The organism is Anabaenopsis elenkinii CCIBt3563 (genome assembly GCF_015245355.1).
In the GTDB taxonomy this organism is placed as follows: Bacteria; Cyanobacteriota; Cyanobacteriia; order Cyanobacteriales; family Nostocaceae; genus Anabaenopsis; species Anabaenopsis elenkinii.
This window is the reverse complement of sequence record NZ_CP063311.1, coordinates 252,537-274,554: the sequence shown is the minus strand read 5'-3', so window position 1 is coordinate 274,554 and position 22,018 is coordinate 252,537. Positions and strand designations below refer to the sequence as shown.

The window sequence follows — 22,018 nt, the reverse complement described above, 5'->3', positions numbered from 1 at the left end:
TTTTTCACCTGATGAACGCAACTCCGACTAGATTCGGCGAGTAAAAGCCTTCAATCTTTATACTTCTTTGTGATTTAATTATGACTATTTGGTTCAGTTTATGTGGTGTGGCTTTGGTAATAGCTTATCTGTTGGGTTCTTTTCCCACAGGCTACATTGCGGGAAAGGTGTTACAAGGTATTGATATTCGTGAAGTTGGTTCGGGTTCAACGGGCGCAACTAATGTATTACGGACTTTGGGAAAAGGCCCAGGGGCTGTGGTTTTAGTAGTTGATTGCTTGAAGGGAGTGTTAGCGATCGCGTTTGTTTACTGGTTATTCTCTTTTGCTCCTACTCAAAATCTTCTCCCATCAACGGTAAATATTCAACTCTGGCAATCCTGGATGATTACCTTAGTTGGGTTGTTGGCTATCTTGGGACATAGTAAATCAATTTTTCTCGGCTTCTGCGGCGGTAAGTCTGTAGCTACCAGCTTAGGAATTTTATTGGCGATGAATTGGCAAGTAGGATTAGCTACAGCAGCAGTGTTTGCTGTATTTATAGCTATATCCAGAATTGTATCATTAAGTTCCATTGCCGGTGCGATCGCAGTGCCGATTTTGATGTTAACTCTACATCAACCCCTACCCTATATTCTGTTTGGTATTGCTGGGGGAATTTACGTAATTTTACGGCATCGTGCTAACATTCAGCGACTGCTAACAGGTATAGAACCAAAAATTGGGCAAAAGCTAGCAACAGAAAAAACTACTGATAGCTAGCTATCTAATTAATCACTTACCTGTCAGCTTCACTAGACCAATACCGCCAAAGTAAAGTCCTAAAACTGCCCCGGCTAGAAGACTTTGGGTAAGGGGGTCTGTGGAAGGGGTGAGGACAGCACCCAGAACGACTGCTCCCATGATCACAAATCGCCACCCAGAAATCATCTTTTGAGAGGAGACAATTCCCAAATTACCTAGCAACAATTGAATAATGGGAATTTGAAATGCTAAACCAGTACTAAATAATAGTAACAGCACAAATTCAAAGTATTTGTCAATAGACCATAGCTGATCTACCACATCTTCGCCGTAGCTAATGAAAAAATTTAAAGCTGCAGGAATTAGTAGTAAATAAGCAAATACTAAACCTGTGACAAACAGCACACTAGAACCTAAAACCACAGGTCCTAGTAAGCGGCGTTCCCGGCGAGTTAGTCCCGGGAGAACAAACTGGATAATTTGGTAAAGAATAAAGGGGCTAGAAAGTACTAAGCCACTGTAACCAGCTACTTTGATGGAAACAAAGAAATATTCCCCCGGAGCCAGTTGGAGAAACTTGACCCCTTGGGCGGGGACTTCCAGTAACTTAACAATGGGCTTAACGGCGATGAAACAGCCAATAACACCCACTGCAACACCAATTAAAGAATAAAAAATCCGTTGTCGTAGCTCTTCTAGGTGGTCGAAAAGCGACATTTCCACTTCATCAGGCAACTCATTGAGAGCATCCAGTTCTGAGTTGCCGTATTCCTCTTGTTGGATATCAGGAGTAGTTACATCTTGTGAGGGTGTCATTAGTCAGCTCAATAGGCAACATTTGTTAACTATTGTATCCGGGGAAGCAGCGACCAAACTATGTTTTTCCCAACAATAGCTTACCCCAAGCTACGCTATCAGAATTACCTCTGGGGCAATTTGGGGTGTATCTGTGAATATTTTGCTACCTTGGCGGAAATTTCAGGGTTGTAAAGTCTCAGATAATTCCAATAGTTACCAAATACTTGCCGCACGTAATTTCTAGTTTCATTAAAAGGAATATCTTCGACAAAATCATCGGGATCATCTTTGCCGATGGTCTGTAGCCATCTAGCGACGTTGCCAGGGCCAGCATTATAACTGGCGATCGCTAACATGGAGTTATTATTATACCGCCGATGGGTATAGTCTAAATACCATGTTCCCAGATTAATATTTTCGTTGGGGTCTTCTAAGTTAATTGTTTTGCTATCCAACTGAATTTGGGGAGCAATCCATTCACCTGTAGTCGGCATGATCTGCATTAAACCAGTAGCACCGACCACAGATCTAATTTTTGGCTCAAACATTGATTCCTGACGCATCAAACCAACTACCAGGAGGGGATTTAACTCTCGTTTAGCCGACCATTTTTTAATTTCCTGGCGATAGAGAAAAGGATAACGGGCTTGCCAATAACTTACCTGCTGGCTCAAAGCCTGATACTCGGCTTGTTCCTCTGGTGTTTCCCTATCTTCGAGTCGAGAAATCAGGTTAATTGCTGCCAGATTTTGCCCTCTCACCAGGCGCATTAATCCCTCAGTAAACTGTTCTGCGACGGTGGGCTGTAGTTTATTGGTAAATTCTGTTTCCCATTGGAACCAAGCATCACGATCTTCACCGAGTAAATACAGTTCCTTGAAAGTTTCTGATCCGGCGGGGGGTACTGGTCGTTGGTGTGCAACTACTTCCGGCTGCAATTCTCGGAGGTTGTCAAAATTACCCACATTCAGCCCCAGAGTTACAGCTGAACGCCAAGCATAATAAGAGTGAGGAAATTGACTCAACACATACTCATAAGCCGCTTTAGCTTCCTCTTGTTGCCCTAGTCTGGTGGCCCATTTGCCCACCCAAAAGCCTGCTCTGGGAGCTAAAATACTATTAGGGTTCTCAGTCACAATTGGTTGCGCCCATTGCCAAGCCCCTAAGTAATCTTTGACTTTGGCTTGCGCTTTGGCTTTGTTCCAGCGATACTCTGCGGCTTGATTAGAATTACCGTATTCACTTAATAGCAATTCCCACGCCTGTTGAGCCGACTTTTGATCATTTAGTCCTTGGTAAATTTTGGCTTTTTCTACTACTGCTATACTAGCTTGTTGAGGAAAATTAGTAATTATTCGGTCAAGATAGGGCAAAGCATCTTTAGGATTTCTAGCTAATTCAGCTAAACGTAATAGGGCTAGGCCGGTTTCCCTAGCATCAGGAAATTTTTCTACTAGTTGATTATAAATCGCCAATGCCTTTTGCTGTTGTTTACCTCCTATCTGTAAACCTCGTGCAGCGCGGTAAAGGTTGCGGGGTGTCTGGGGTGCTTTAACATAGGCATTACCAGCTCGTTCAAATTGATTATTTTCCCAGTAAGCTGTACCAACAATCTCCCATTTTATGGAACCAACTGCCACGCTATCGCTATCGGGTTTGATATCTGGTTGTTTTACTAGCTCATCTAAGACACCTACTATTCCCGGTTGGTGAAAGGCGTATTGTGCCAAAATTAACCGTAAATTTGGCTGTTGGGGATTTTCCCTTAAACGTTTATGAATAATTTCCCAGGTCAGGGGATGTGAGGGAAACTCTGCGATCGCTCGATCATGATGTTCTGGTAGGGCGATCATATACAGCGCTCTGGCTGTTGCGGCTGCTTGGGGATAATCTCGCAGCACTCTGTGTCTGAGATCAGAAGCCTTACCACTCTCACCAAGTATGTCCTGTGCTTGGGCCTGTTTGAGTAAAATATACGGACCAAGACTAGGGTAGCTTTTTTCTAGTCCTTCTAGAAGACTTAAGGCCTTTTCTGCTTCCCTAATATTAATTAAATCACTAGCTAACAGATAACGAGCCCGTTCTCTATCTGGTGAAATTGAACTATTGGCGAGTTTTTCTAGTTTTTCTGCCCGTTCTTGTGGAGACTTTGATACTAGTGGAAATACGGCTGATTTGACTTGGTTGGCTGTAGAAATTTGTTCAGACTGATTCATGGCTGAGTTGAACCATTCTCCCCAAAATTTTCTGACGTTGGGGACGGATACAATTGCGCCTGCTGAGAAGGCAAATAAGGCTGCAGCAGCAATCAAAGAAATCTGTTTTTTTTGTAGTTGATGTCGCATGGATACTCCCCAAGACTATGGTTTAAGTCTTTGCAACTCTAGCATTGCTGGCAGTGGGGTGTTATTTGTAGATTATAAGTATTACAAATCATGCTCGATCATAGTAGAATCTTCATACTATGCTGCTGCTTTTCCTGTAAGGAAGACGCGATCACACACAGATGCGTCGGCCACAGATTCCCGTCTGCTATGTTTTGCCAAGGTAGCGACAACCGCCGTTATTTATCTGTTTAACCGTCTGGCTAGTTCTGGGGTTTGCCCTTTCAAACCAATCATCAATTTGAGGGCAAATACTTTTAACATGGGTATACGCTGCATCATCCACAAACCTAGACGACGAATTACTACTAGTGGGAAAAAGTTATGAGAAAACATTCGATCTAATAGGTCAGTGAAAGCTAGAATTGTCAGGTTTTCTGGTTTGCGCCAGCGTTCATAGCTTTTAAGGACTTGGAGATTACCAATATCTTTACCCCCTTGATGTGCTGTTTGTAATACTTGGGCTAAAGCCGCCGCATCTCGAATCCCCAAGTTTAAACCTTGTCCGCCGACGGGATGACAATTGTGTGCGGCATCACCAATTAAGGCTAATCTGGGGAGAACATAGCGATCGCTCTGCATCAGTTGGACTCGAAAAATAAAGCGATCGCCCAGTAATTCTAGCTTACCCATTTGATTACCATAGCGGCGGCTGAGTTCTGCCAAAAACTGCTCGTCATCTAAAGCACATAAAGCCTCTGCTTCTGCGTGGGGGGCTGTCCAGACAATACGGCAACGGTTACCAGGTAGTGGTAGAATGGCAAATGGTCCACTAGGCCAAAATCGTTCGTAAGCAGTGTTATTGTGGTGTTTCTCTGGTTTTACAAATGCTACAATACAGGACTGCCAATATTTCCAGCCAGAAGTTTTAATTCCCGCCGCTTCGCGGATACGCGATCGCGAACCATCAGCAGCTACAATTAATTTACTGCGGACTGTCTGAATTTGGTCAGCAATTTTGACATCTATAGCTGCAATGTCCTGCTGATATTCCGTTTTGACTACTTCAGCCGGACATAAATAAGTGACATTCTGACAATTTTGGACAAATTCCTGTAAAGGCTCTAACAGAGCTTGGTGTTCGGCCACATAACCCAACTCTGATGTACCTAAATCATCGGTGATAAATTCTACCACATCTGGATGATCGGCATCAGAAAGGCGGACTTGGCAATATTTAGTAATTTTAGGATATATCTGCTCCCAGACTCCAATTCCCTGGTAAATGAGAGCCGAAAGCATATGAAGTGCATAAGCTTGTCCTTTGGCCACTGCTGCTGATGCAACTTTGGCTTCAATGAGCAGAATACTTAAGCCAGAGTCTTTTAAGGCCGCGGCTAGGGTTAAACCAATAATTCCACCGCCAACAATGACCAAATCATAGTCATATCCCTGATGATCTGGCGGTGTTTGTTGAGGGGAAATTTTCTGATGTAGCTGTGTGAGCGCCATTGTGAAGATTAATTAAGGCATCCTAATTATTATTTTTACGCTAACTGACAAATCCGTGCAACCAGACCTGTCTTTCAAACATCAGTCAATGAAAACCTTTAATTACCGCAGTGGAAACAGATTAACGCTTTTGGTTACACCATCCCAGACTATCCAACTACAGGAATTATCCACATCTTGTGGATTATTGCTAACTTTAAAGTACAGCTTTCCCTGTCCCTTGCGTTCGATCGCAAAGTCCGCATTTTGGGCGTAAACTACTGTAAAACCTTTGTCCCTCAAGCAATACATCGCCCAAGCTTTTAATGATTGCTTGTGTGGTTCATGGGGAATGGGTGGTTTTGTAATGGTTTCCTGGATGACTTGAAATATCTCCATTAGTTTCTCAGGGAAAGTAGATAAAGTAGCAGCTAATTGATCAAATTGTTGTAGTGCAGGCATCTTGCCCGGTACTAGTTTACCTCACAAGGACAATGCAATGAGATGTTTAACTGTTATTGATTAATTCACACCAGAGCGATTTGGTTTGAATAAACTTTCTGATGCGGTTTTAATCACAATATACAAAACTGGCACCACAAACAAACTTAAGAAAGTAGCAACTAACATCCCGCCAAACACTGTAGTTCCCAAAGATTGGCGACTTCCCGCACCCGCACCGGTAGCAATGGTCAGGGGGAAAATACCGAGCAGTGTGGAAAATGCTGTCATTAAAATCGGGCGTAAACGCTCTTGTGCAGCTTCTACTGCGGCCTTAGTAATAGAAAGCCCTTGATTTCGTAATTGGTTGGCAAATTCTACGATTAAAATCGCGTTTTTACTGGACAAACCAATCAGCATGACTAGACCAATTTGACAGTAAATATCATTGGCAAAACCCCGGATTGATTGAGCTACCAGCGCGCCAAAAATTGCTAAAGGGACGGCTAAAAGGATAATTAAGGGGTCTATGTAGTTCTCATACTGAGCAGCCAAAACTAAAAAGACAAAGACAATTCCCAAACCAAAGATAATGGGTGCTAACCCGCCAGATTCTATTTCTTCGAGTGCGGTTCCCGACCACTCATAACCAAAACCGGGTGGTAATACTTCTGCTGCTAACTGTTCCATGGTTTGAATGGCGTTTCCAGAACTAAATCCAGGAGCCGCAGAACCATTGATTTCAATGGAGCGAAATAGATTATAGTGATTAATTACTTGCGCTCCCACAACCGAAGTAGTTTTAATTAAGTTTCTCAGGGGAATCATTTGATTAGTTTGAGAACGCACAACTAGTTGCTCAATGTCCTGGGGGTTAGAGCGAAACTGTTTATCTGCTTGGACATATACGCGATAATTACGCTGTTGGAGGTTGAAATCATTCACATATTGAGAACCCAAAGCAGTTTGCATAGTCCGAAAGATATCATCTATGGAAACTTGCAGGGCTTTGGCTCGATTCCGGTCTACCTCTACCAGCAATTGGGGTGTTTCGGCGGCAAAAGTAGTAAATACAGCTTGTAGTTGTGGTGCTTGGTTGGCGCGACCGAGCAATTGACCCATGGATTGGACTAAACCTTGGAGGTCACTACCACCTCTACGGTCTTGCAGTTGAAGTTGGAAGCCACCAAAGTTACCTAATCCCTGAATTGGTGGGGGATTTACGGGAAAGACTCTGGCTTCTGGGATGGCGAATAGTTTCCCTCGTAACTTACCGAGTATGGCTTGTACTGATTGGTCTGGTCTGGTGCGTTCAGCCCAAGGTGTCAAAGTTGTAAATATGATACCATTATTTGCAGTACTACCACTGAACCCAAAGCCGCCAACGGCAAAGGTTCCCACGACTTCGGGAATTTGCAGGATTTCTTTTTCTACCTGGGCAATCACATCACTGGTATACTGTAGTGAAACTCCTTGGGGTCCTTGGATGAGTGTAATAAAAAAACCTTCGTCTTCTTCTGGGAGAAAAGCTGTAGGTACTGTAGTATAAAGCCAAGCAGTTATTCCCAAGGAAACGATAAATAGTCCGATAATGATATTTTTCCAGTGGACTATCAGGTGAAGCGATCGCTCATAGAGTCTTCTTAGGGATTCAATAAACTGATTAACCTGGTGGAACACCCGACCCAGCCAGCCTTGAGGTTGTTGTCCTTGGCGTAGTAGTAAGGCACACAAAGAGGGTGTGAGAGTCAAAGCCAGAAAAGTAGAAATCACAATGGAAAAGGCGATAGTCAGGGCAAACTGGCGATAAAGAGCCCCTGTACTTCCCGGGAAAAATGCCACGGGAACAAACACCGCCAGTAGCACCAAGGATGTAGCAATTACTGCGGCAAATAATTCAGCCATAGATTCACTAGCCGCCCGGCGAGGACTCATCCCCTTATCTTGGATAAAACGGCTGATCTGCTCAACTACCACAATGGCATCATCTACCACCATCCCTGATGCTAAAGTCAGACCAAATAAAGTCAAACTATTAATAGAAAAGTCAAAAATCCGTACAAAAATAAACGTCCCAATCAAGGATAGAGGAACCGTGACCGCCGGAATTAAAGTCGTGCGCCAGTCCTGTAGAAAGACAAAAATTACAATCACAACTAGTATGACTGCTGTAATTAGAGTCTTGATCACTTCTGACATCGACTCCTCCACAAAGCGTGTAGTGTCAAAGGCTACTTCATATTGAATGCCTGGGGGAAAATTGGGAGCCAGTCGCGCCATTTCCTCTCTAACTCCCCGGGACACATCTAAGGCGTTACTCCCCGGAAGCTGATAAATACCCAAGCCCACAGCATCTTGGGCGCGATATCGCAGAAAAGTATTGTAATTTTCCGCACCCAGTTCTACCCTACCGACATCTTTCAGCTTAATTAAACTGCCATCATTGTTACTTCTGAGGATAACCTCGGCAAATTCTGCGGGTTCTGTGAGTCTACTGCTAGCACGAACATCAATTTGATATCTTTGCCCCTCTGGAGCCGGTTCTTGACCAATTCTTCCAGCACTCACCTGCAAATTTTGTTCATTGAGGGCATTAACCACATCCTGAGTTGTCAGTCCTCGACTAGCAAGGCGATTGGTATCTAACCATAGGCGCATAGCATAACGACGTTCGCCAAAGATGACTACATTCCCAACACCTTTAACCCTTTTTAAAGCATCTGCTAAATAAAGATCGGCATAGTTACTTAAGAATATATTGTCATACTGTTGATTGTCGGCAAATAGACCAATAGCTAAGAGAATATTGTTAGATTGCTTTGTCACCCTCACCCCTGTGCGCTGTACAGCCTCTGGGAGTTGGGGTTGGGCTATAGATACCCGATTTTGCACATCCACAGCCGCAATATCCGCATTGCGGGATGAGTTGAAAGTAGCTGTAATCGTACTAGAGCCATCATTACTACTACTAGAGGTAATGTAGCGGATACCTTCAATACCGTTGATTTGTCTTTCTAATATGTTCGTCACACCACTTTCTACATCTTCTGCACTAGCTCCGCTATAGTTGGCGGTGACGTTGATTTGAGTCGGAGCAATATCTGGGAAGCGGGCGATGGGGAGTGTGGGAATACTAATTAATCCCAATAACAGCACAATCAATGCACAAACTGTACTAAATACGGGTCTTTTGATAAAGAAATCAATAAACATAAGAAAATGAGGGAATGAGGAATTGTGGTTTATAAGTGCTTTTACTGGCTTGTCTTGTCAGGTAACGGGATAATAGGCACACCATTACTGAGATTGAGAATACCAGAAACAACAATTCTATAACCGGGTTCGAGTCCCTCAATGACGTGATAATTGTTTCCTTGAATGGCTCCCAACTTCACAGGTTTTTGTTGGGCTACTAGGTTCGGCATTCCTGGTTGGGATTGTGTGCTCTCTTGAGCTACAAATACAAAAGTCTGTCCACCCATGCGAGATATTGCTGTGGTGGGAATTAAAATTCCCGGAAGTTCATCCCAGACAACTTGGGCTTGGACGTTCAGGCGGTTGAGTATGAGGTTGGTGTTATTGACAAAGGTGGCTTTAGCTAAGATATTCTGAGTATTTGCCTGGATATTAGGTGAAATAAAACTTATTTTACCTGATGCAGCAGGTTGGCTTTGAGCATCTAGTATTTTTACGGGTAATCCGACCCGCAACCTTTCACCTTGATGGAAAGGCACAGATAAGTTTAATTCCAAAGTGTCATTTTTATTTACTGTGGTGAGTTCGTCCCCTTGCTTGACAAAATCTCCCACCTTCACGGGGATATCACCGAGAATACCAGTCAGAGGAGCGACAATATTTGTGTACTGCTGTTGCACTTCGGCTACCTGAACTTGGGCGGCGGCTTCCATCACTTGAGAACGGGCTTGAGCAATTTCTTCTGGGCGCGGACCGTTCTGGAGTTTTTGGAGATTTTGCTTTTCTAGTTCTACAGATGCAGCTAGTTCGTTAATATCAGCGCTTCTACTTTGGCGGAGTTGTTCAAGTCTTCTTTTAGCTTCTTCTAGCCTAGCCTCGGCGCTTCTTTGTTCTCTGAGAAATCCTTCTAATTGATCTTGGGAAATAGCTCCTTCTTCCTTTAATTTTTGGTATCGCCTAGCTCTTGATTGTGCTAATTCCAAATCAGCTTGAGCTACCTCAATTTGAGCTTGCGCCTGAGCAATTTCTTGTGGACGGGCTCCAGCTTGAGCATTTTGCAGCCGAGTTTCGGCTTGAGCTAATCTAGCTTTGGCTTGGGCAATTTCTTCGCGACGTGTACCTGCTTTGAGTTCTGCTAGCCGAGCTTGGGTGCGGTCTAATGTTGCTTTGGCTTGTCGTAGGCGGGCTTGGGTATCTTGGTTTTCTAGGCGAATGATCACTTGCCCTTGTTGCACGCGATCGCCTTCTTTAAATAAAATTTCACTAATGCGCCCGTCAATCTCTGGCTTGATTGCTACTGAGCCCGGAGCCTCCAAAAAGCCGCCAATTACTGAACTGTCTTGTATGGTTGTACTTTCTACTGTAGCTAACTTGACAGGGACTCCCATGGGTTGGCTAGCCCCTACCCCACCTTTATCTGCCTTACCTGCAAAGCTATTTTGCCACCACCGCCAAACCAAGCCACCCCCTGTAATTAGCAAAATCAGCAACCAGATTAAATACCAAGGGCGCTTTTGCCTTGGTTTCAATGTTTGCTGTTGCTGTTCAATATGATTGAAATTGTTAACCGCCGACTTTTCAGTTTCCCTGGAAATGGGAGACTCAGGAAATTCAGAATTCAGCATTGTTATATTCTCATATTTAGTATTTGCTGTTAAAACTCAAGTCAACAAACAAGAATGTAGCTTTGTGTAAGCGAATGCTTGCATTATACACAGATAAGGAGAGAATTTGTAGGAAATAGAAGGATTTAATAGCGATAGCTGACACCTGTCTAGATATAAGTTAATATCTGTCTTTCATTCCTCGTAAACGAGCGAAAGTTTGCACTGGGTCGTTACTGTTGACAGTTAACTGTAATGAAGGTTTGTCCCAACCTAAAAAGGGATTGGTCAGCTTTTCCACGCCCAACCATGAGGGAACAGTGGCTTCTTGGCGACTACGACATTCCTTCACTTCCTCGTAGCGCTTTTGTAAAGCCCGATTATCAGTATCTACAGTCAGAGCAAATTCAAGGTTTTTTAAAGTGTACTCATGGGCACACCATACACGAGTATGATCTGGGAGATTGCGTAATTGAGCCAAAGAGCTGACCATTTGGGTTGGTGTACCTTCAAATAACCGACCGCAACCCCCTGCAAACAAAGTATCACCACAGAATAACTCTCCCGGTTCACTGAGTTTTGTAGGGGGGAAATAGTAAGCGATATGAGCGCGGGTGTGACCAGGAACAAAAAGAACCGTGGCGGTGCGATCGCCAAACTCTACACTATCCCCCGGTTGCAAAAATACCTGTTGTCCGGGAATTCTCCCCTGATCCTCAGCACCACCATACACCGTCAAATTCGGGAAATGTCTAATTAACTGCTGATTTCCACCCACATGGTCATGATGATGATGAGTGTTAAAAATTGCCACTAAGTCGGCCTTTAGTTGTGCAAGTTGTTTTAATACTGGTTCAGCTACTGCGGGGTCAACAACAGCAGCAAGATTTTGTTGAGCATCGTGGAGCAAAAATATATAGTTGTCGGAGAGTGCCTTAAGACGGATTACATCCATTTTCTCTGATTCCCTGCTTCATACTGGTGTATGATTATGATAAGACTAGAGCCAGTAATGGCTGCAACTGGTGGAGGTGGGTCATGTCAACCTTTAAAATTTCTGGGCAAATTGTAGACGTTATCCAAAAAACCATCTTTCCTGGTACAATTACCGTTGATCAAGGACGTATTCAATCAATTGAACAGGAAGCAAAACAGAGTTACCAGCAATACATCCTCCCGGGTTTTATTGATGCTCATGTCCATATCGAAAGCTCAATGCTAGTGCCGACAGAATTTGCCCGTATAGCTACGGTGCATGGTACTGTAGGAGCAGTTTCTGATCCGCATGAAATAGCCAATGTCTTAGGAATGGCCGGTGTGGAGTTTATGCTCACCAATGCGGCCCAAACACCATTTAAAATAGCATTCGGCGCACCTAGTTGTGTTCCCGCAACGACATTTGAAACAGCAGGTGCAAACCTAACCGCGGTGGAAGTCAAACAATTATTCCAACATCCAGGAATTTCTTATCTGAGTGAAGTGATGAATGTCCCTGGTGTCCTAATTGATCACACTGAGGTAATCTCAAAGATTGATTTAGCTAATAAATTAGGATATAGGATTGACGGACACGCGCCGGGACTATCTGGTGAAGACTTACAAAAGTATGCTGATGCCAATATTACAACTGATCATGAGTGTTCAACTCTAGAGGAAGCTTTAGAAAAAATCGCGGCGGGGATGAAGATTCTGATTCGTGAAGGTTCAGCAGCTAAAAACTATTTAGCCCTCCACAGCTTAATTGATTCTCACCCCGACCAATGTATGTTTTGTAGTGATGATTTGCATCCTGATGACTTGGTGAGGGGACACATTAACGAACTGGTGCGCCATTCCCTAGTACTGGGTCATGATTTCATGAATGTGTTACAAATTGCCTGTGTCAACCCAGTACGACATTACAACCTCAATGTTGGTTTATTGCAAGTTGCAGATCCTGCTGATTTCATAGTAGTGAATAATTTAGAGGATTTGGCAGTGCAGTCTACCTATTGCCAAGGTGTATTGGTGGCCAAAGAAGGTCAAGCAATGTTACCCTCTGTCCCGGTATTACCTGTAAATAATTTTAGCACGGCACCGAAAGAAGTAAGTGATTTCCGAATACCCGCAGCAGGTGAAAGGGTGAGGGTAATTGAGGTGTGGGACGGACAATTACTAACCACGGAAAAGCATATACTGGCTAATATTGAGAATGGTGAAGTGGTGGCAGACTTAGAGAATGACATCCTCAAGATAGCTGTAGTCAATCGTTATCAAAACAGACCACCTGCTATGGGTCTGATCCACAATTTTGGACTACAACGAGGAGCGATCGCCGCAAGTATTGCCCATGATTCTCATAATATAGTAGCGGTAGGTACAAAGGATGAGGAAATCTGTAGAGCAGTGAATGCAGTCATTGAAGCCCAAGGAGGTATAGCTATTGTTGAAGGTAAAACCGTGAAAGTGCTTCCCTTACCGGTGGCTGGGTTAATGAGTGGTAGTGATGGTTACAGCGTAGCAGAGCAGTATGGCGGAGCGGATGCTTGGGTAAAAGATATGGGTTCCAAACTTTCTGCACCTTTCATGACCCTGGGTTTTATGGCGCTGCTGGTAATTCCTGAGTTAAAACTCAGTGACCGGGGCTTATTTAGCAGCAACAACTTTGAATTTGTCTCACTTTGGGTTTGATATCTTCCTTGGTGGAAACAGAGGGGTTAGCCAATAGCTAGTTATTTACTAACAATAGATTACATATGCCTATAAATGATAATATAGCAGTATGGCTTATGTACCACTACGAGAAGCAGTTAAACAACTGGGATTGCACCCAAACACTTTAAGGAAGTACGCAGACCATGGCAAAATTGAAAGCATCAAAAACGAAGCAGGACAAAGACTTTTTCACATTGAATCCTACCTCCGTGGTGCAACTACAACTTCCTTTGTCTGCTACTGCCGAGTTAGTTCAACCAAGCAACCAGACGACCTTGGTAGACTTGCCTATATACAATCACTCTACCCAGATGCCGAAATCATCAAAGATATCGGCAGTGGAATCAACTTTAAAACAAAAGGACTGCAAACCTTACTGGACAGACTTATGCGCCCAGATAAGCTCACGCTTTAAGCAGTTTCTCAAGCACAAGGCTTTTGAGACTAATAAAGTGGTGATGGATGTGAACGAAGCGTACACATCAAAAACAGTCAGTTGGACTGGTGAAATCATCCCCAACCTTGGTGGTGCTAAATTCGTTAAGTCTCCATCTGACGGGCTGGTAATGAGCCGGGATATAAATGGTGCGCGAGGGATTTTCCTTCGTGCATTGGTTGATACGCCCTCTCTTAAAGAGTGTATTTGTTAGTGAATGTTAGCAAAAAAGTATCGGATTCTAAATTGATTAATAAACAAATAGTTGCGATCGACCCCTATGATTCGCTAGGATCTGTAAGCTTTAGGGTACAAGCGAAGCTACTGGGGTTAATCAACAGATGATGCCGCTAAAACCCAAGTTAATCAAATTTTACACACAAAAACAAAAAAGATGGCCAAACGTGTACAGTTAGTTTTAAATCAAGATATTAGCAAGTTGGGAAAATCCGGCGACTTAGTAGACGTAGCTCCCGGCTATGCTCGTAATTATCTGATTCCCCAAAACTTGGCAACCCATGCCACACCTGGTATTCTCAAACAGGTAGAACGTCGTCGGGAGAAAGAGCGTCAACGTCAATTAGAATTACGTCAACAAGCTTTAGAGCGAAAAGCTGCGTTAGAAAAAATTGCTAGCTTGCAAATTGGCAAACCCCTGGGTGAAAACGAAGCGATTTTTGGGACAGTAACTACCCAGGACGTAGCAGAAGCCATTAAAGCAGCTACGGGTGAAGAAGTTGATCGGCGTGGTATTTCTATTCCCGATATTAACCACATTGGGACTTACCAAGCTGAGGTCAAGCTATATTCAGATGTTACCGCTCAGGTCAATATTGAAGTTGTAGCCAGTTAAATCTTGGTGTGGTGTGGAGTAGAGACGCGATCGCGTAGCGTGGCGTCAGCCATATAATCGCGTCTGTACCAAAAGTCCCAACTTTTCTCAAATGGCTTATGTCTGAAGAACTGAGTTTTCAAAGCAATGATAGCGACCATCGCCTACCACCCCAAAATATTGAAGCAGAAGAGGCGATTTTGGGCGGAATTTTGCTAGATCCAGAAGCCATTGGGCGAGTGACCGATCGCCTCTTGCCTGTAGCTTTTTATATCAGCGCCCACAAAGATATCTATCAAGCGGCGCTGCGCCTTCATGCTCAAGGTAAACCCACAGATTTACTTTCAGTCACCAGTTGGCTAGCTGATCAGGATCTCTTAGACCGTATTGGTGGCAGAAATAAATTAGCCACCCTCGTAGATCGCACAGTTTCGGCTGTTAACATTGATGCCTTAGCCGGGCTAGTAATGGAGAAGTACCTGCGACGGCAATTAATTAAAGCTGGTAACGAAATTGTTCATCTTGGTTACGAGACAGAAAGCGAACTACCGATAATTTTAGACCAGGCAGAACAAAAAGTTTTTGGTGTTACTCAAGAACGTCCCCAACTAGGTCTGACTCACATTTCTGACACGCTGATTAATACCTTTGAAGATATCGAAACTCGCCACCAAGGTATTGCCTTACCGGGGATTCCCTGCGGCTTCTATGATTTAGACTCGATGACCAGTGGATTTCAGCGTTCTGATTTAATTATTATCGCCGGTAGGCCATCAATGGGGAAAACGGCATTTTGCTTAAATCTGGCTCACAATATTGCTGCTGGCTATAAATTACCAATTGCCTTTTTCAGCTTAGAAATGTCTAAAGAACAGCTAGTACACAGACTCTTAGCTAGTGAAGCGGGGATTGAAACTGGTTATCTGCGCAGTGGGCGCATTAGTCAAACACAATGGGAACCTTTAAGCCGTGCCATTGATAAACTTTCAGACCTACCCCTGTTTATTGATGATACAGCTAATATTACCATCACCCAAATGCGTAGTCAAGCTAGACGACTGCAAGCAGAACAAGGAACAGAATTAGGATTAATTGTCATAGATTATTTGCAATTAATGGAGGGTGCAGGTGATAACCGCGTGCAGGAACTATCCAGAATTACTCGTTCTCTCAAAGGTTTAGCCCGGGAATTATCTGTACCAGTAATTGCCTTATCTCAGTTGAGTCGGGGTGTAGAAGCCCGTACCAATAAGCGCCCTATGTTGTCAGATTTAAGAGAAAGCGGCAGTATTGAGCAAGACGCGGATTTAGTGGTCATGTTATACCGTGATGATTATTATAATCCTGACAGTCCAGATCGAGGGATTGCAGAAATAATTATCGCTAAACACCGTAACGGTCCGACAGGAACCATAAAACTTTTATTTGATCCGCAGTTCACAAAGTTTAAAAATTTAGCTAAACAGAGTAATTATTAATAATTGGGAATTGAGGAAAGAAGAAATAGGCTGATTTTTCCTAAACTTCAATCCCCAACCCCTATAGTTTGTCTACTTAATAGCTATCAATTCCACATCAAACAGCAAAGTAGCATTGGGGGGTATCACACCACCCGCACCACGAGAACCATAACCTAACTCCGGGGGGATGATTAATTGACGACGACCGCCTGCTTTCATAGTGCTTAGTCCTTCATCCCAACCTTTAATCACCTGTCCGATACCAATTTTAAACTCAAAGGGACTATTGCGATCGCGTGAACTATCAAACTTCTTACCATTTTCTAAAGTACCAGTGTAGTGAACTACAACGGTTTGCCCACGTTCAGGCGTCGGGCCAGTACCCTCTTGCAATTCTACATATTTCAATCCAGATGGGTTAGTGACAACATTGGCATCAGACATAACAGTATTACTCGCAATCAAGGTTTGGTTATTGGTGAGAATGGTGGGTGTTGGTGTAGTTTCGGTCAAATTAGCGGCAACAGCAGAGTTGACTTTATTGCCAACTTGTGCTAAAGCGAGAACTAAAACACAAACCAGCATGAAACCCACGCTGAGGAAAATTGATTTCAAAATTAGCCCTCCCTAATGAGGCAAACTGGCATTTTTCAGATTACCAGCAGGACACAATTTAGTTTAACGCCAAAGCTTATTTTCTAAATCACGCACTTGACGCTCTAAACGGTCAATTCTACCCCGTAACTCATCGACTTCAGATTGACGAGCAACGCCGAAATCCTGCATAACATTGCGCATTTGTCGCTGCATTTGTTCTTCCCAGTTTCCTTGGTCTGACTTTAACTGCTGTACAATGTCATCCATGACGGCTTTAGCTTGCTCAGGATCGAGTTTACCGTCCTTGACCAAATCGTCACTGACTTGGCGCATTTTTTCAGCTACCAAAGATGTTGTACCAATACCGAGCATCATTAACTGTTGCAACCAATTATTACTATCCATACTTCCTTAGGTGTTCGGTGATTCTCCCCTAGCTGAGTTTGACTCTTAAGTGTAGTCATTAAGCTATGCAGGAAAAGTTGTGATTTTAGCCTACATTTCTATTTTGGCAAATTCTCAAAAACAGAAAGGAAATTAAATAGTGTGGTCATAGAATTCCTGAAATTTCAAGTTCCCCCAGAAGTGCAAGCAACTTACATCCAGAAGGATAGGGAAATCTGGACAACAACCCTGGCTAATTACCCAGGATTTTTGGGTAAAGAAGTATGGACTAACCTCAATGACCCCACAGAAGTGATTTTAATTATTCGTTGGGCAACCAGAGAACAGTGGCAAGCCATACCCCCAGAAGATTTACAAACAATTGACGCCAAATTCACCCAGGCTATGGGCGAAACTTACCCAATTGTCGCCTCAGCAGAGTTTGAAGTAGAACAATTTCCGTTTCCCTAAGTATGAATAGTTACTAAAAATATAGTCAAATATTTTTAGCTTGGTAAGGTCTAAACCTGACTGGGCTAACTACAAGCCTCTCTACTGAGTTTCCATCAAAGATAGAGTCCCCAGCTACCTTTCTTAATATATTTAGGGAACCATTCAAGTCTGCTGAATATATTTTCCCAGACTTAGACCTAAATAAACCTCTGTTGATTCTTTTACCTAAATACTAGATAAATATGATTTTGTCTACCCCATGAAAACAACCAGAGCCAAAAGGATTTGAAAGTTGTAGCATAGAGTCAAGTATCAATTTTTGATTATTTATGTCTGCTACGCCTCTTGTTTCTCAGGTAAATTCAGTCAAATCAGCAATCATCCCCCCTCTACTAGGTGCTTCAGTTTCCGAGTTAAGCGCCTGGGTAGAAGAGCAGGGACAACCAGCTTATAGAGGTAAACAGCTGCATGATTGGATTTATCATCAGGGTGTGCGATCGCTGGCTGATATTTCCGTTTTTCCTAAACAGTGGCGTGGGGAACTTGCAGAAATCCCCATTGGACGTTCAACTATACATCATCGTGCGGTGGCACCGGATGGTACGATAAAATATCTGTTACGACTTGCAGATGGGCAAATCATTGAAACTGTTGGTATTCCCACAGCGAAACGGCTGACAGTTTGTGTTTCTACTCAGGTGGGTTGTCCCATGGCCTGTGATTTCTGCGCTACTGGTAAGGGTGGCTACATACGCAATTTAGGAACACATGAAATTGTTGATCAAGTATTGACGGTGCAAGAAGATTTTCAACAACGGGTTAGCCATGTGGTATTTATGGGGATGGGTGAACCGTTATTAAATACTGATAATGTTTTAGCATCTTTAAAATGCTTAAATCAAGATGTGGGTATTGGACAGCGATCGCTTACTGTTTCTACCGTAGGTATTCGCGATCGCATCCGTCAATTTGCCCACAATAATTTACAGGTGACTCTAGCGGTGAGTTTGCACGCACCCAACCAAGCACTTAGAGAAAAACTTATTCCTAGCGCCCGACCATATCCTCTAGAAGATTTGTTAGATGAATGTCGGGAATATGTGGAAATCACCAGAAGACGTATATCCTTTGAATATATTCTCCTGGCTGGGTTTAACGACCTACCAGAACACGCCTTACAACTAGCAAAATGTCTGAGGGGATTTCAAAGTCATGTAAATTTGATTCCCTACAACCCCATCCAGGAAGTTGACTACAAGCGCCCCAAAGGCGATCGCATTCAAGCTTTTGTTAACGTTCTCAAACAACAAAAAGTTGCTGTGAGTGTGCGCTATTCTCGTGGTTTAGAAGCTGATGCTGCTTGTGGACAATTACGAGCCAGTAAGTAAGTTTTTACCTCAGTTTAGCACTCAATTGTTTGGCGACAGAAATACCCGGCGCATAAGCCTCAATCACTTTCCCGGTCAAGGTGCAACTGATCATCAAGTAATCGCAAGTTGGGCATTGTGTCCTGGTTAAGTGACTATCATTAATATAGTGTCTTTCCGCATCACTGCCGCAGTTTGGGCAGTGAATTTTTTGGAATGTATTCATTGTTAAACCCCTGGTTGTAACTATTTATTAATTGAGAAGGCAAGAATTTTAAATTTATATGCAGCAATAAGAAACTTTGATATTGGTTGATGCTTTTCCTGAAAGTTTGAAATTGAGGTTTTTATTGTCTCTATATGCTATCCTATTTTTACAAAATTACCATCTTACTTTAGATATAGAAATCAAATTTTCACTTATAGATTTGTTAGAAAATGAGTGATCCCTATGATTAATCGTTTGAGAGAGCTTGGTTTTATAGTGCGACCGATATGTTTTAACAGCCTTTATTGTATTGAAAAAGTAACAGTGATAAATTACTGTATCCTCTGTAACAAAATTTCTCTTTTAAGATTTAGTTAAGGTTTGATGGATAAAAATATTTTGATTTGGCAATTACTGTAGTATATATTACTCATAAAGTCAATCTTAACACTTAGGAATTCAAGGAATATTTTGAGTAATGTAAAAAACAGCTAAGTCTATAAATAAAAAATATTAAAATTGCTTAGAATAGGACTTACGCAACTGGCACAGGCGATCGCGAAGCGCTGCTGCAAGCAGAGCTTCGCGATCGCTAAATGAAAGTACAATTGGTATTATATAAGTGATGTCAATGGCACAGGGGGATGCCTAGTGTAGTTGATAGTAGCTATGTGCTTGGTTTAATTTAAATTGTCCCGTGGCGCGGATACCCCCGCTCCCTATTTGTGCCAGTTGCGTAAGTCCTGTAGAATTTGCTATGATATACTGTTTAAATGTTCAAAAAATGTATTAGTAAGTAATTTTTATGGAGGAATTAAAATTAAACTTTGCTGATTTATTTGCTGGTATTGGAGGTTTTAGATTAGCTTTTGAAAAAGCTGACTATGAGTGTGTATTTTCCTGCGAAATTGATGAAGCGTGTCAACAGGTTTACTTGAATAATTTCGGAGACAAGCCAGAATGTGATATTAGAAAAATTGATTTAGAGAAATTACCTTATTTTGATGTTTTAACTGCTGGCTTTCCTTGTCAACCTTTCAGTATTTGTGGACATAGAAAGGGTTTTCATGACACTAGAGGAACTTTATTTTTTCATATTTGTGAAATTATTGAGCATATTCATCCTCCTGTAGTTGTCTTGGAAAATGTTAAGCATATATTACATCACGATCAAGGTAGAACATTAGAAGTAATACTGTATTCTTTAGAAGATATGGGTTATGGAGTTAACTACGAAATAGTTAATTCTAGAGATTTTGGACTACCACAAAATAGAGAACGAGTCGTATTTGTGGCGACAAAAGACAAGAAATTTAATTTTAACACTCTTCAAAAATCTCATCCAGTTCCCACGTTAAGAGAATTTTTGTGTACTTCAGGAAAGTTTGAATACCTAAACCCTGAAGAATACACAATGATAGATTATCCTAAACAGCAACGATCAGGTTTAATATTTGTAGGATATCGCAATAAAAGTATTTGGAAAACAGGTGTTAGACCTAACACAGAACATTTATCACGAGTTCATCATCAACCAAATAGAATTTATTCTATAGAAGGAGTGCATCCAACAATACCTTCTCAAGAGACTTCAGGAAGATTTTTTATTTACATACCAGAAGAAAATGCAGTTCGTAAATTAACACTGCGAGAGTGTTATAGAATTATGGGTTTTCCAGAAGATTTCAAAACTCATGGCAATTTAGCAGAGTGCTATAAACAAATAGGTAACTCTGTATGTGTACCAGTGATGTATGAACTGGCGAATCAAATTAAAAAACAAATTTTTTCACATCAACAGAGGGAAGTAGAAATAGCCAGTCTGAATAAAAATTGTCATTGCAATCAACCCATTCAACTAGAAATACATTCGATTATGAATCATCAAGAAAAACTTAGACAGATTTATCACAGCATATCTGAATTTAACATTAATCAAATTGAATTATCACAAGAATATCAAGATTATGTTAGGGAGATTAGTAAAAACTGCTTTCGTAGGAAGGCAGTTTTTACGGTACTTATTACTCTTTTAGTACATAAGGTATTAAATCCATCTCAGGATATTAGATATCATCAAGCTAATTTACCAGGCGGGTTTTCAGGAAGAACTATAGATACGAAATATATTACTCCTACATTAACAGAGTTAGGTTTACCAGCAATGGCTGAAAGTGGTTGGTTAACGCGTTCTTTTGAACAACCTTACGCTTATACTTTAAATTATGAGGGAAAAATACATCCTAAGTCTTTAAAATTAGCATTTCTGAATATTATTGATTTTGTGCAGATAAATCCTGAGAAAGCAGAAAATGTTTTAAAATTGCTTCTAAAATTGGTTGACTCCGCGAAGAATAATAATTTGGTGGAAATTATTAAATTAAGTAATCCAGAAAAATTAGATTTAAAGAGTTTATTCAATGCTTTAGATGAACATTTTAATTATAACTATAAAACTGATGGTGGCTCAAAATTGCCTGTTATTGCTTTTTATGCTATTTATGAAATTTTAGTTAAGGAAATATCTAGATATAATTCCTGTACCCTGAAAAAATTAGGAAGTCATACAGCTTCTGACAGAACTTCTAACACTGCGGGAGACATTGAAATTTTTGATAAAAATGATCATCTTATTGAAGCGATAGAAATAAAATATGGGCAAGAAATTACTCTGCAAATGGTTTACAGGGCAAAAAATAAAATTATCAAACATAATCCCCAAAGATACTACATTTTCGCATCAAAAGATGTTAATCAACTAGAAGCTGATAAGATTGATAAAGTTATTAAAGAAATTGCATCAGAACATGGATGTCAATTAATTCTTAATGGAATTATCCCGACAATTAAATATTATTTAAGATTAATCATGTCTATTACAGATTTTATGGATTTATATTCACAATTGATAGAGTCCGATAATGAAATCCAAAAAATTCACAAAGAGAAATGGAATGAAATTCTACGTAAATTAATGATTGAGGAATAAAA

19 protein-coding genes are annotated in these 22,018 nt (G+C 41.7%); 9 read left to right on the top strand and 10 right to left on the bottom strand.

Annotation, left to right across the window (positions count from 1 at the left end):
* Positions 1-80 precede the first annotated feature (80 nt).
* Entirely contained in the window at positions 81-761 is a 681-nt protein-coding gene (gene plsY / locus IM676_RS01260) for a glycerol-3-phosphate 1-O-acyltransferase PlsY (protein ID WP_200988629.1), read from the top strand.
* Positions 762-773: 12 nt separating this feature from the next.
* Here plsY and tatC read toward each other — a convergent pair whose 3' ends face one another.
* The 7 genes from tatC to gloB all read right to left on the bottom strand — a co-directional run bounded on the left by tatC (position 774) and on the right by gloB (position 11,551).
* Entirely contained in the window at positions 774-1,559 is a 786-nt protein-coding gene (tatC, locus tag IM676_RS01255; protein WP_200988628.1) for a twin-arginine translocase subunit TatC, read from the bottom strand.
* Positions 1,560-1,663: 104 nt separating this feature from the next.
* Entirely contained in the window at positions 1,664-3,886 is a 2,223-nt protein-coding gene (locus IM676_RS01250; protein WP_200988627.1) for a lytic transglycosylase domain-containing protein, read from the bottom strand.
* 222 nt (positions 3,887-4,108) lie between these two features.
* Positions 4,109-5,377 carry an FAD-dependent hydroxylase gene (locus IM676_RS01245; RefSeq protein ID WP_200988626.1) on the bottom strand — a complete coding sequence of 423 codons (1,269 nt, stop codon included), beginning with the start codon at positions 5,375-5,377 and terminating at the stop codon, positions 4,109-4,111.
* 102 nt (positions 5,378-5,479) lie between these two features.
* Positions 5,480-5,755, bottom strand: coding sequence for a hypothetical protein (locus IM676_RS01240; protein ID WP_200990031.1), 276 nt, complete (start codon positions 5,753-5,755; stop codon positions 5,480-5,482).
* 123 nt (positions 5,756-5,878) lie between these two features.
* Positions 5,879-9,010: an efflux RND transporter permease subunit gene (locus tag IM676_RS01235; protein WP_200988625.1), complete on the bottom strand. Its 3,132-nt coding sequence runs from the start codon at positions 9,008-9,010 to the stop codon at positions 5,879-5,881.
* Between the two features lie 41 nt (positions 9,011-9,051).
* Complete coding sequence (locus IM676_RS01230; protein WP_200988624.1) at positions 9,052-10,617, bottom strand: efflux RND transporter periplasmic adaptor subunit; 1,566 nt, start codon at positions 10,615-10,617, stop codon at positions 9,052-9,054.
* Between the two features lie 160 nt (positions 10,618-10,777).
* Positions 10,778-11,551, bottom strand: a complete 774-nt coding sequence (gene gloB, locus IM676_RS01225) for a hydroxyacylglutathione hydrolase (RefSeq protein ID WP_200988623.1) — start codon at positions 11,549-11,551, stop codon at positions 10,778-10,780.
* Positions 11,552-11,634: 83 nt separating this feature from the next.
* On the opposite strand from gloB, the gene ade reads away from it, so the two are divergent.
* The 5 genes from ade (at position 11,635) to dnaB (ending at position 16,036) form a co-directional block, all read left to right on the top strand.
* On the top strand, positions 11,635-13,266 hold the full coding sequence (gene ade, locus IM676_RS01220) for an adenine deaminase (RefSeq protein ID WP_200988622.1): 1,632 nt from the start codon (positions 11,635-11,637) through the stop codon (positions 13,264-13,266).
* A gap of 91 nt (positions 13,267-13,357) precedes the next feature.
* Positions 13,358-13,705, top strand: coding sequence for a MerR family DNA-binding transcriptional regulator (locus IM676_RS01215; protein ID WP_225880526.1), 348 nt, complete (start codon positions 13,358-13,360; stop codon positions 13,703-13,705).
* 49 nt (positions 13,706-13,754) lie between these two features.
* Positions 13,755-13,940, top strand: a complete 186-nt coding sequence (locus IM676_RS19965; RefSeq protein WP_263973155.1) for a transposase — start codon at positions 13,755-13,757, stop codon at positions 13,938-13,940.
* Positions 13,941-14,120: 180 nt separating this feature from the next.
* Positions 14,121-14,579, top strand: coding sequence for a 50S ribosomal protein L9 (gene rplI, locus IM676_RS01205; RefSeq protein ID WP_200988621.1), 459 nt, complete (start codon positions 14,121-14,123; stop codon positions 14,577-14,579).
* A 98-nt stretch (positions 14,580-14,677) separates the two neighbouring features.
* Positions 14,678-16,036, top strand: coding sequence for a replicative DNA helicase (gene dnaB, locus IM676_RS01200; protein ID WP_200988620.1), 1,359 nt, complete (start codon positions 14,678-14,680; stop codon positions 16,034-16,036).
* Positions 16,037-16,108: 72 nt separating this feature from the next.
* Here the strand turns inward: dnaB and IM676_RS01195 are convergent, their stop codons facing one another.
* Together IM676_RS01195 and IM676_RS01190 are read right to left on the bottom strand one after the other, a co-directional pair.
* A complete protein-coding gene (locus IM676_RS01195) occupies positions 16,109-16,633 on the bottom strand; it encodes an FKBP-type peptidyl-prolyl cis-trans isomerase (RefSeq protein WP_200988619.1) in 525 nt (174 codons plus the stop codon).
* Positions 16,634-16,696: 63 nt separating this feature from the next.
* Positions 16,697-17,020, bottom strand: coding sequence for a phasin family protein (locus IM676_RS01190; RefSeq protein WP_200988618.1), 324 nt, complete (start codon positions 17,018-17,020; stop codon positions 16,697-16,699).
* A gap of 141 nt (positions 17,021-17,161) precedes the next feature.
* Here IM676_RS01190 and IM676_RS01185 point away from each other — a divergent pair, with 141 nt between their 5' ends.
* Together IM676_RS01185 and rlmN are read left to right on the top strand one after the other, a co-directional pair.
* Entirely contained in the window at positions 17,162-17,470 is a 309-nt protein-coding gene (locus tag IM676_RS01185; protein ID WP_200988617.1) for a TIGR03792 family protein, read from the top strand.
* A 311-nt stretch (positions 17,471-17,781) separates the two neighbouring features.
* The gene (gene rlmN, locus IM676_RS01180; RefSeq protein WP_200988616.1) at positions 17,782-18,840 is read left to right on the top strand and encodes a 23S rRNA (adenine(2503)-C(2))-methyltransferase RlmN; all 1,059 of its coding nucleotides are present in this window, start codon (positions 17,782-17,784) and stop codon (positions 18,838-18,840) included.
* 4 nt (positions 18,841-18,844) lie between these two features.
* Here the strand turns inward: rlmN and IM676_RS19665 are convergent, their stop codons facing one another.
* The gene (locus IM676_RS19665) at positions 18,845-19,045 is read right to left on the bottom strand and encodes a replication restart DNA helicase PriA (RefSeq protein WP_225880424.1); all 201 of its coding nucleotides are present in this window, start codon (positions 19,043-19,045) and stop codon (positions 18,845-18,847) included.
* Positions 19,046-19,832: 787 nt separating this feature from the next.
* Here IM676_RS19665 and IM676_RS01175 point away from each other — a divergent pair.
* A complete protein-coding gene (locus IM676_RS01175; RefSeq protein WP_200988615.1) occupies positions 19,833-22,016 on the top strand; it encodes a DNA cytosine methyltransferase in 2,184 nt (727 codons plus the stop codon).
* Positions 22,017-22,018 lie beyond the last annotated feature (2 nt).

Excerpts from the sequence above, each read along its gene's own strand:
- IM676_RS01175 (WP_200988615.1), top strand. The coding sequence starts at position 19,833 with ATGGAGGAATTAAAATTAAACTTTGCTGATTTATTTGCTGGTATTGGA.
- IM676_RS01190 (WP_200988618.1), bottom strand. The coding sequence starts at position 17,020 with ATGGATAGTAATAATTGGTTGCAACAGTTAATGATGCTCGGTATTGGT.
- IM676_RS01230 (WP_200988624.1), bottom strand. The coding sequence starts at position 10,617 with ATGCTGAATTCTGAATTTCCTGAGTCTCCCATTTCCAGGGAAACTGAA.
- rplI (WP_200988621.1), top strand. The coding sequence starts at position 14,121 with ATGGCCAAACGTGTACAGTTAGTTTTAAATCAAGATATTAGCAAGTTG.
- ade (WP_200988622.1), top strand. The coding sequence starts at position 11,635 with ATGTCAACCTTTAAAATTTCTGGGCAAATTGTAGACGTTATCCAAAAA.
- IM676_RS01250 (WP_200988627.1), bottom strand. The coding sequence starts at position 3,886 with ATGCGACATCAACTACAAAAAAAACAGATTTCTTTGATTGCTGCTGCA.
- tatC (WP_200988628.1), bottom strand. The coding sequence starts at position 1,559 with ATGACACCCTCACAAGATGTAACTACTCCTGATATCCAACAAGAGGAA.
- IM676_RS19665 (WP_225880424.1), bottom strand. The coding sequence starts at position 19,045 with ATGAATACATTCCAAAAAATTCACTGCCCAAACTGCGGCAGTGATGCG.
- IM676_RS01245 (WP_200988626.1), bottom strand. The coding sequence starts at position 5,377 with ATGGCGCTCACACAGCTACATCAGAAAATTTCCCCTCAACAAACACCG.
- IM676_RS01240 (WP_200990031.1), bottom strand. The coding sequence starts at position 5,755 with ATGGAGATATTTCAAGTCATCCAGGAAACCATTACAAAACCACCCATT.
- rlmN (WP_200988616.1), top strand. The coding sequence starts at position 17,782 with ATGTCTGCTACGCCTCTTGTTTCTCAGGTAAATTCAGTCAAATCAGCA.
- plsY (WP_200988629.1), top strand. The coding sequence starts at position 81 with ATGACTATTTGGTTCAGTTTATGTGGTGTGGCTTTGGTAATAGCTTAT.
- dnaB (WP_200988620.1), top strand. The coding sequence starts at position 14,678 with ATGTCTGAAGAACTGAGTTTTCAAAGCAATGATAGCGACCATCGCCTA.
- gloB (WP_200988623.1), bottom strand. The coding sequence starts at position 11,551 with ATGGATGTAATCCGTCTTAAGGCACTCTCCGACAACTATATATTTTTG.
- IM676_RS01215 (WP_225880526.1), top strand. The coding sequence starts at position 13,358 with ATGGCTTATGTACCACTACGAGAAGCAGTTAAACAACTGGGATTGCAC.
- IM676_RS01235 (WP_200988625.1), bottom strand. The coding sequence starts at position 9,010 with ATGTTTATTGATTTCTTTATCAAAAGACCCGTATTTAGTACAGTTTGT.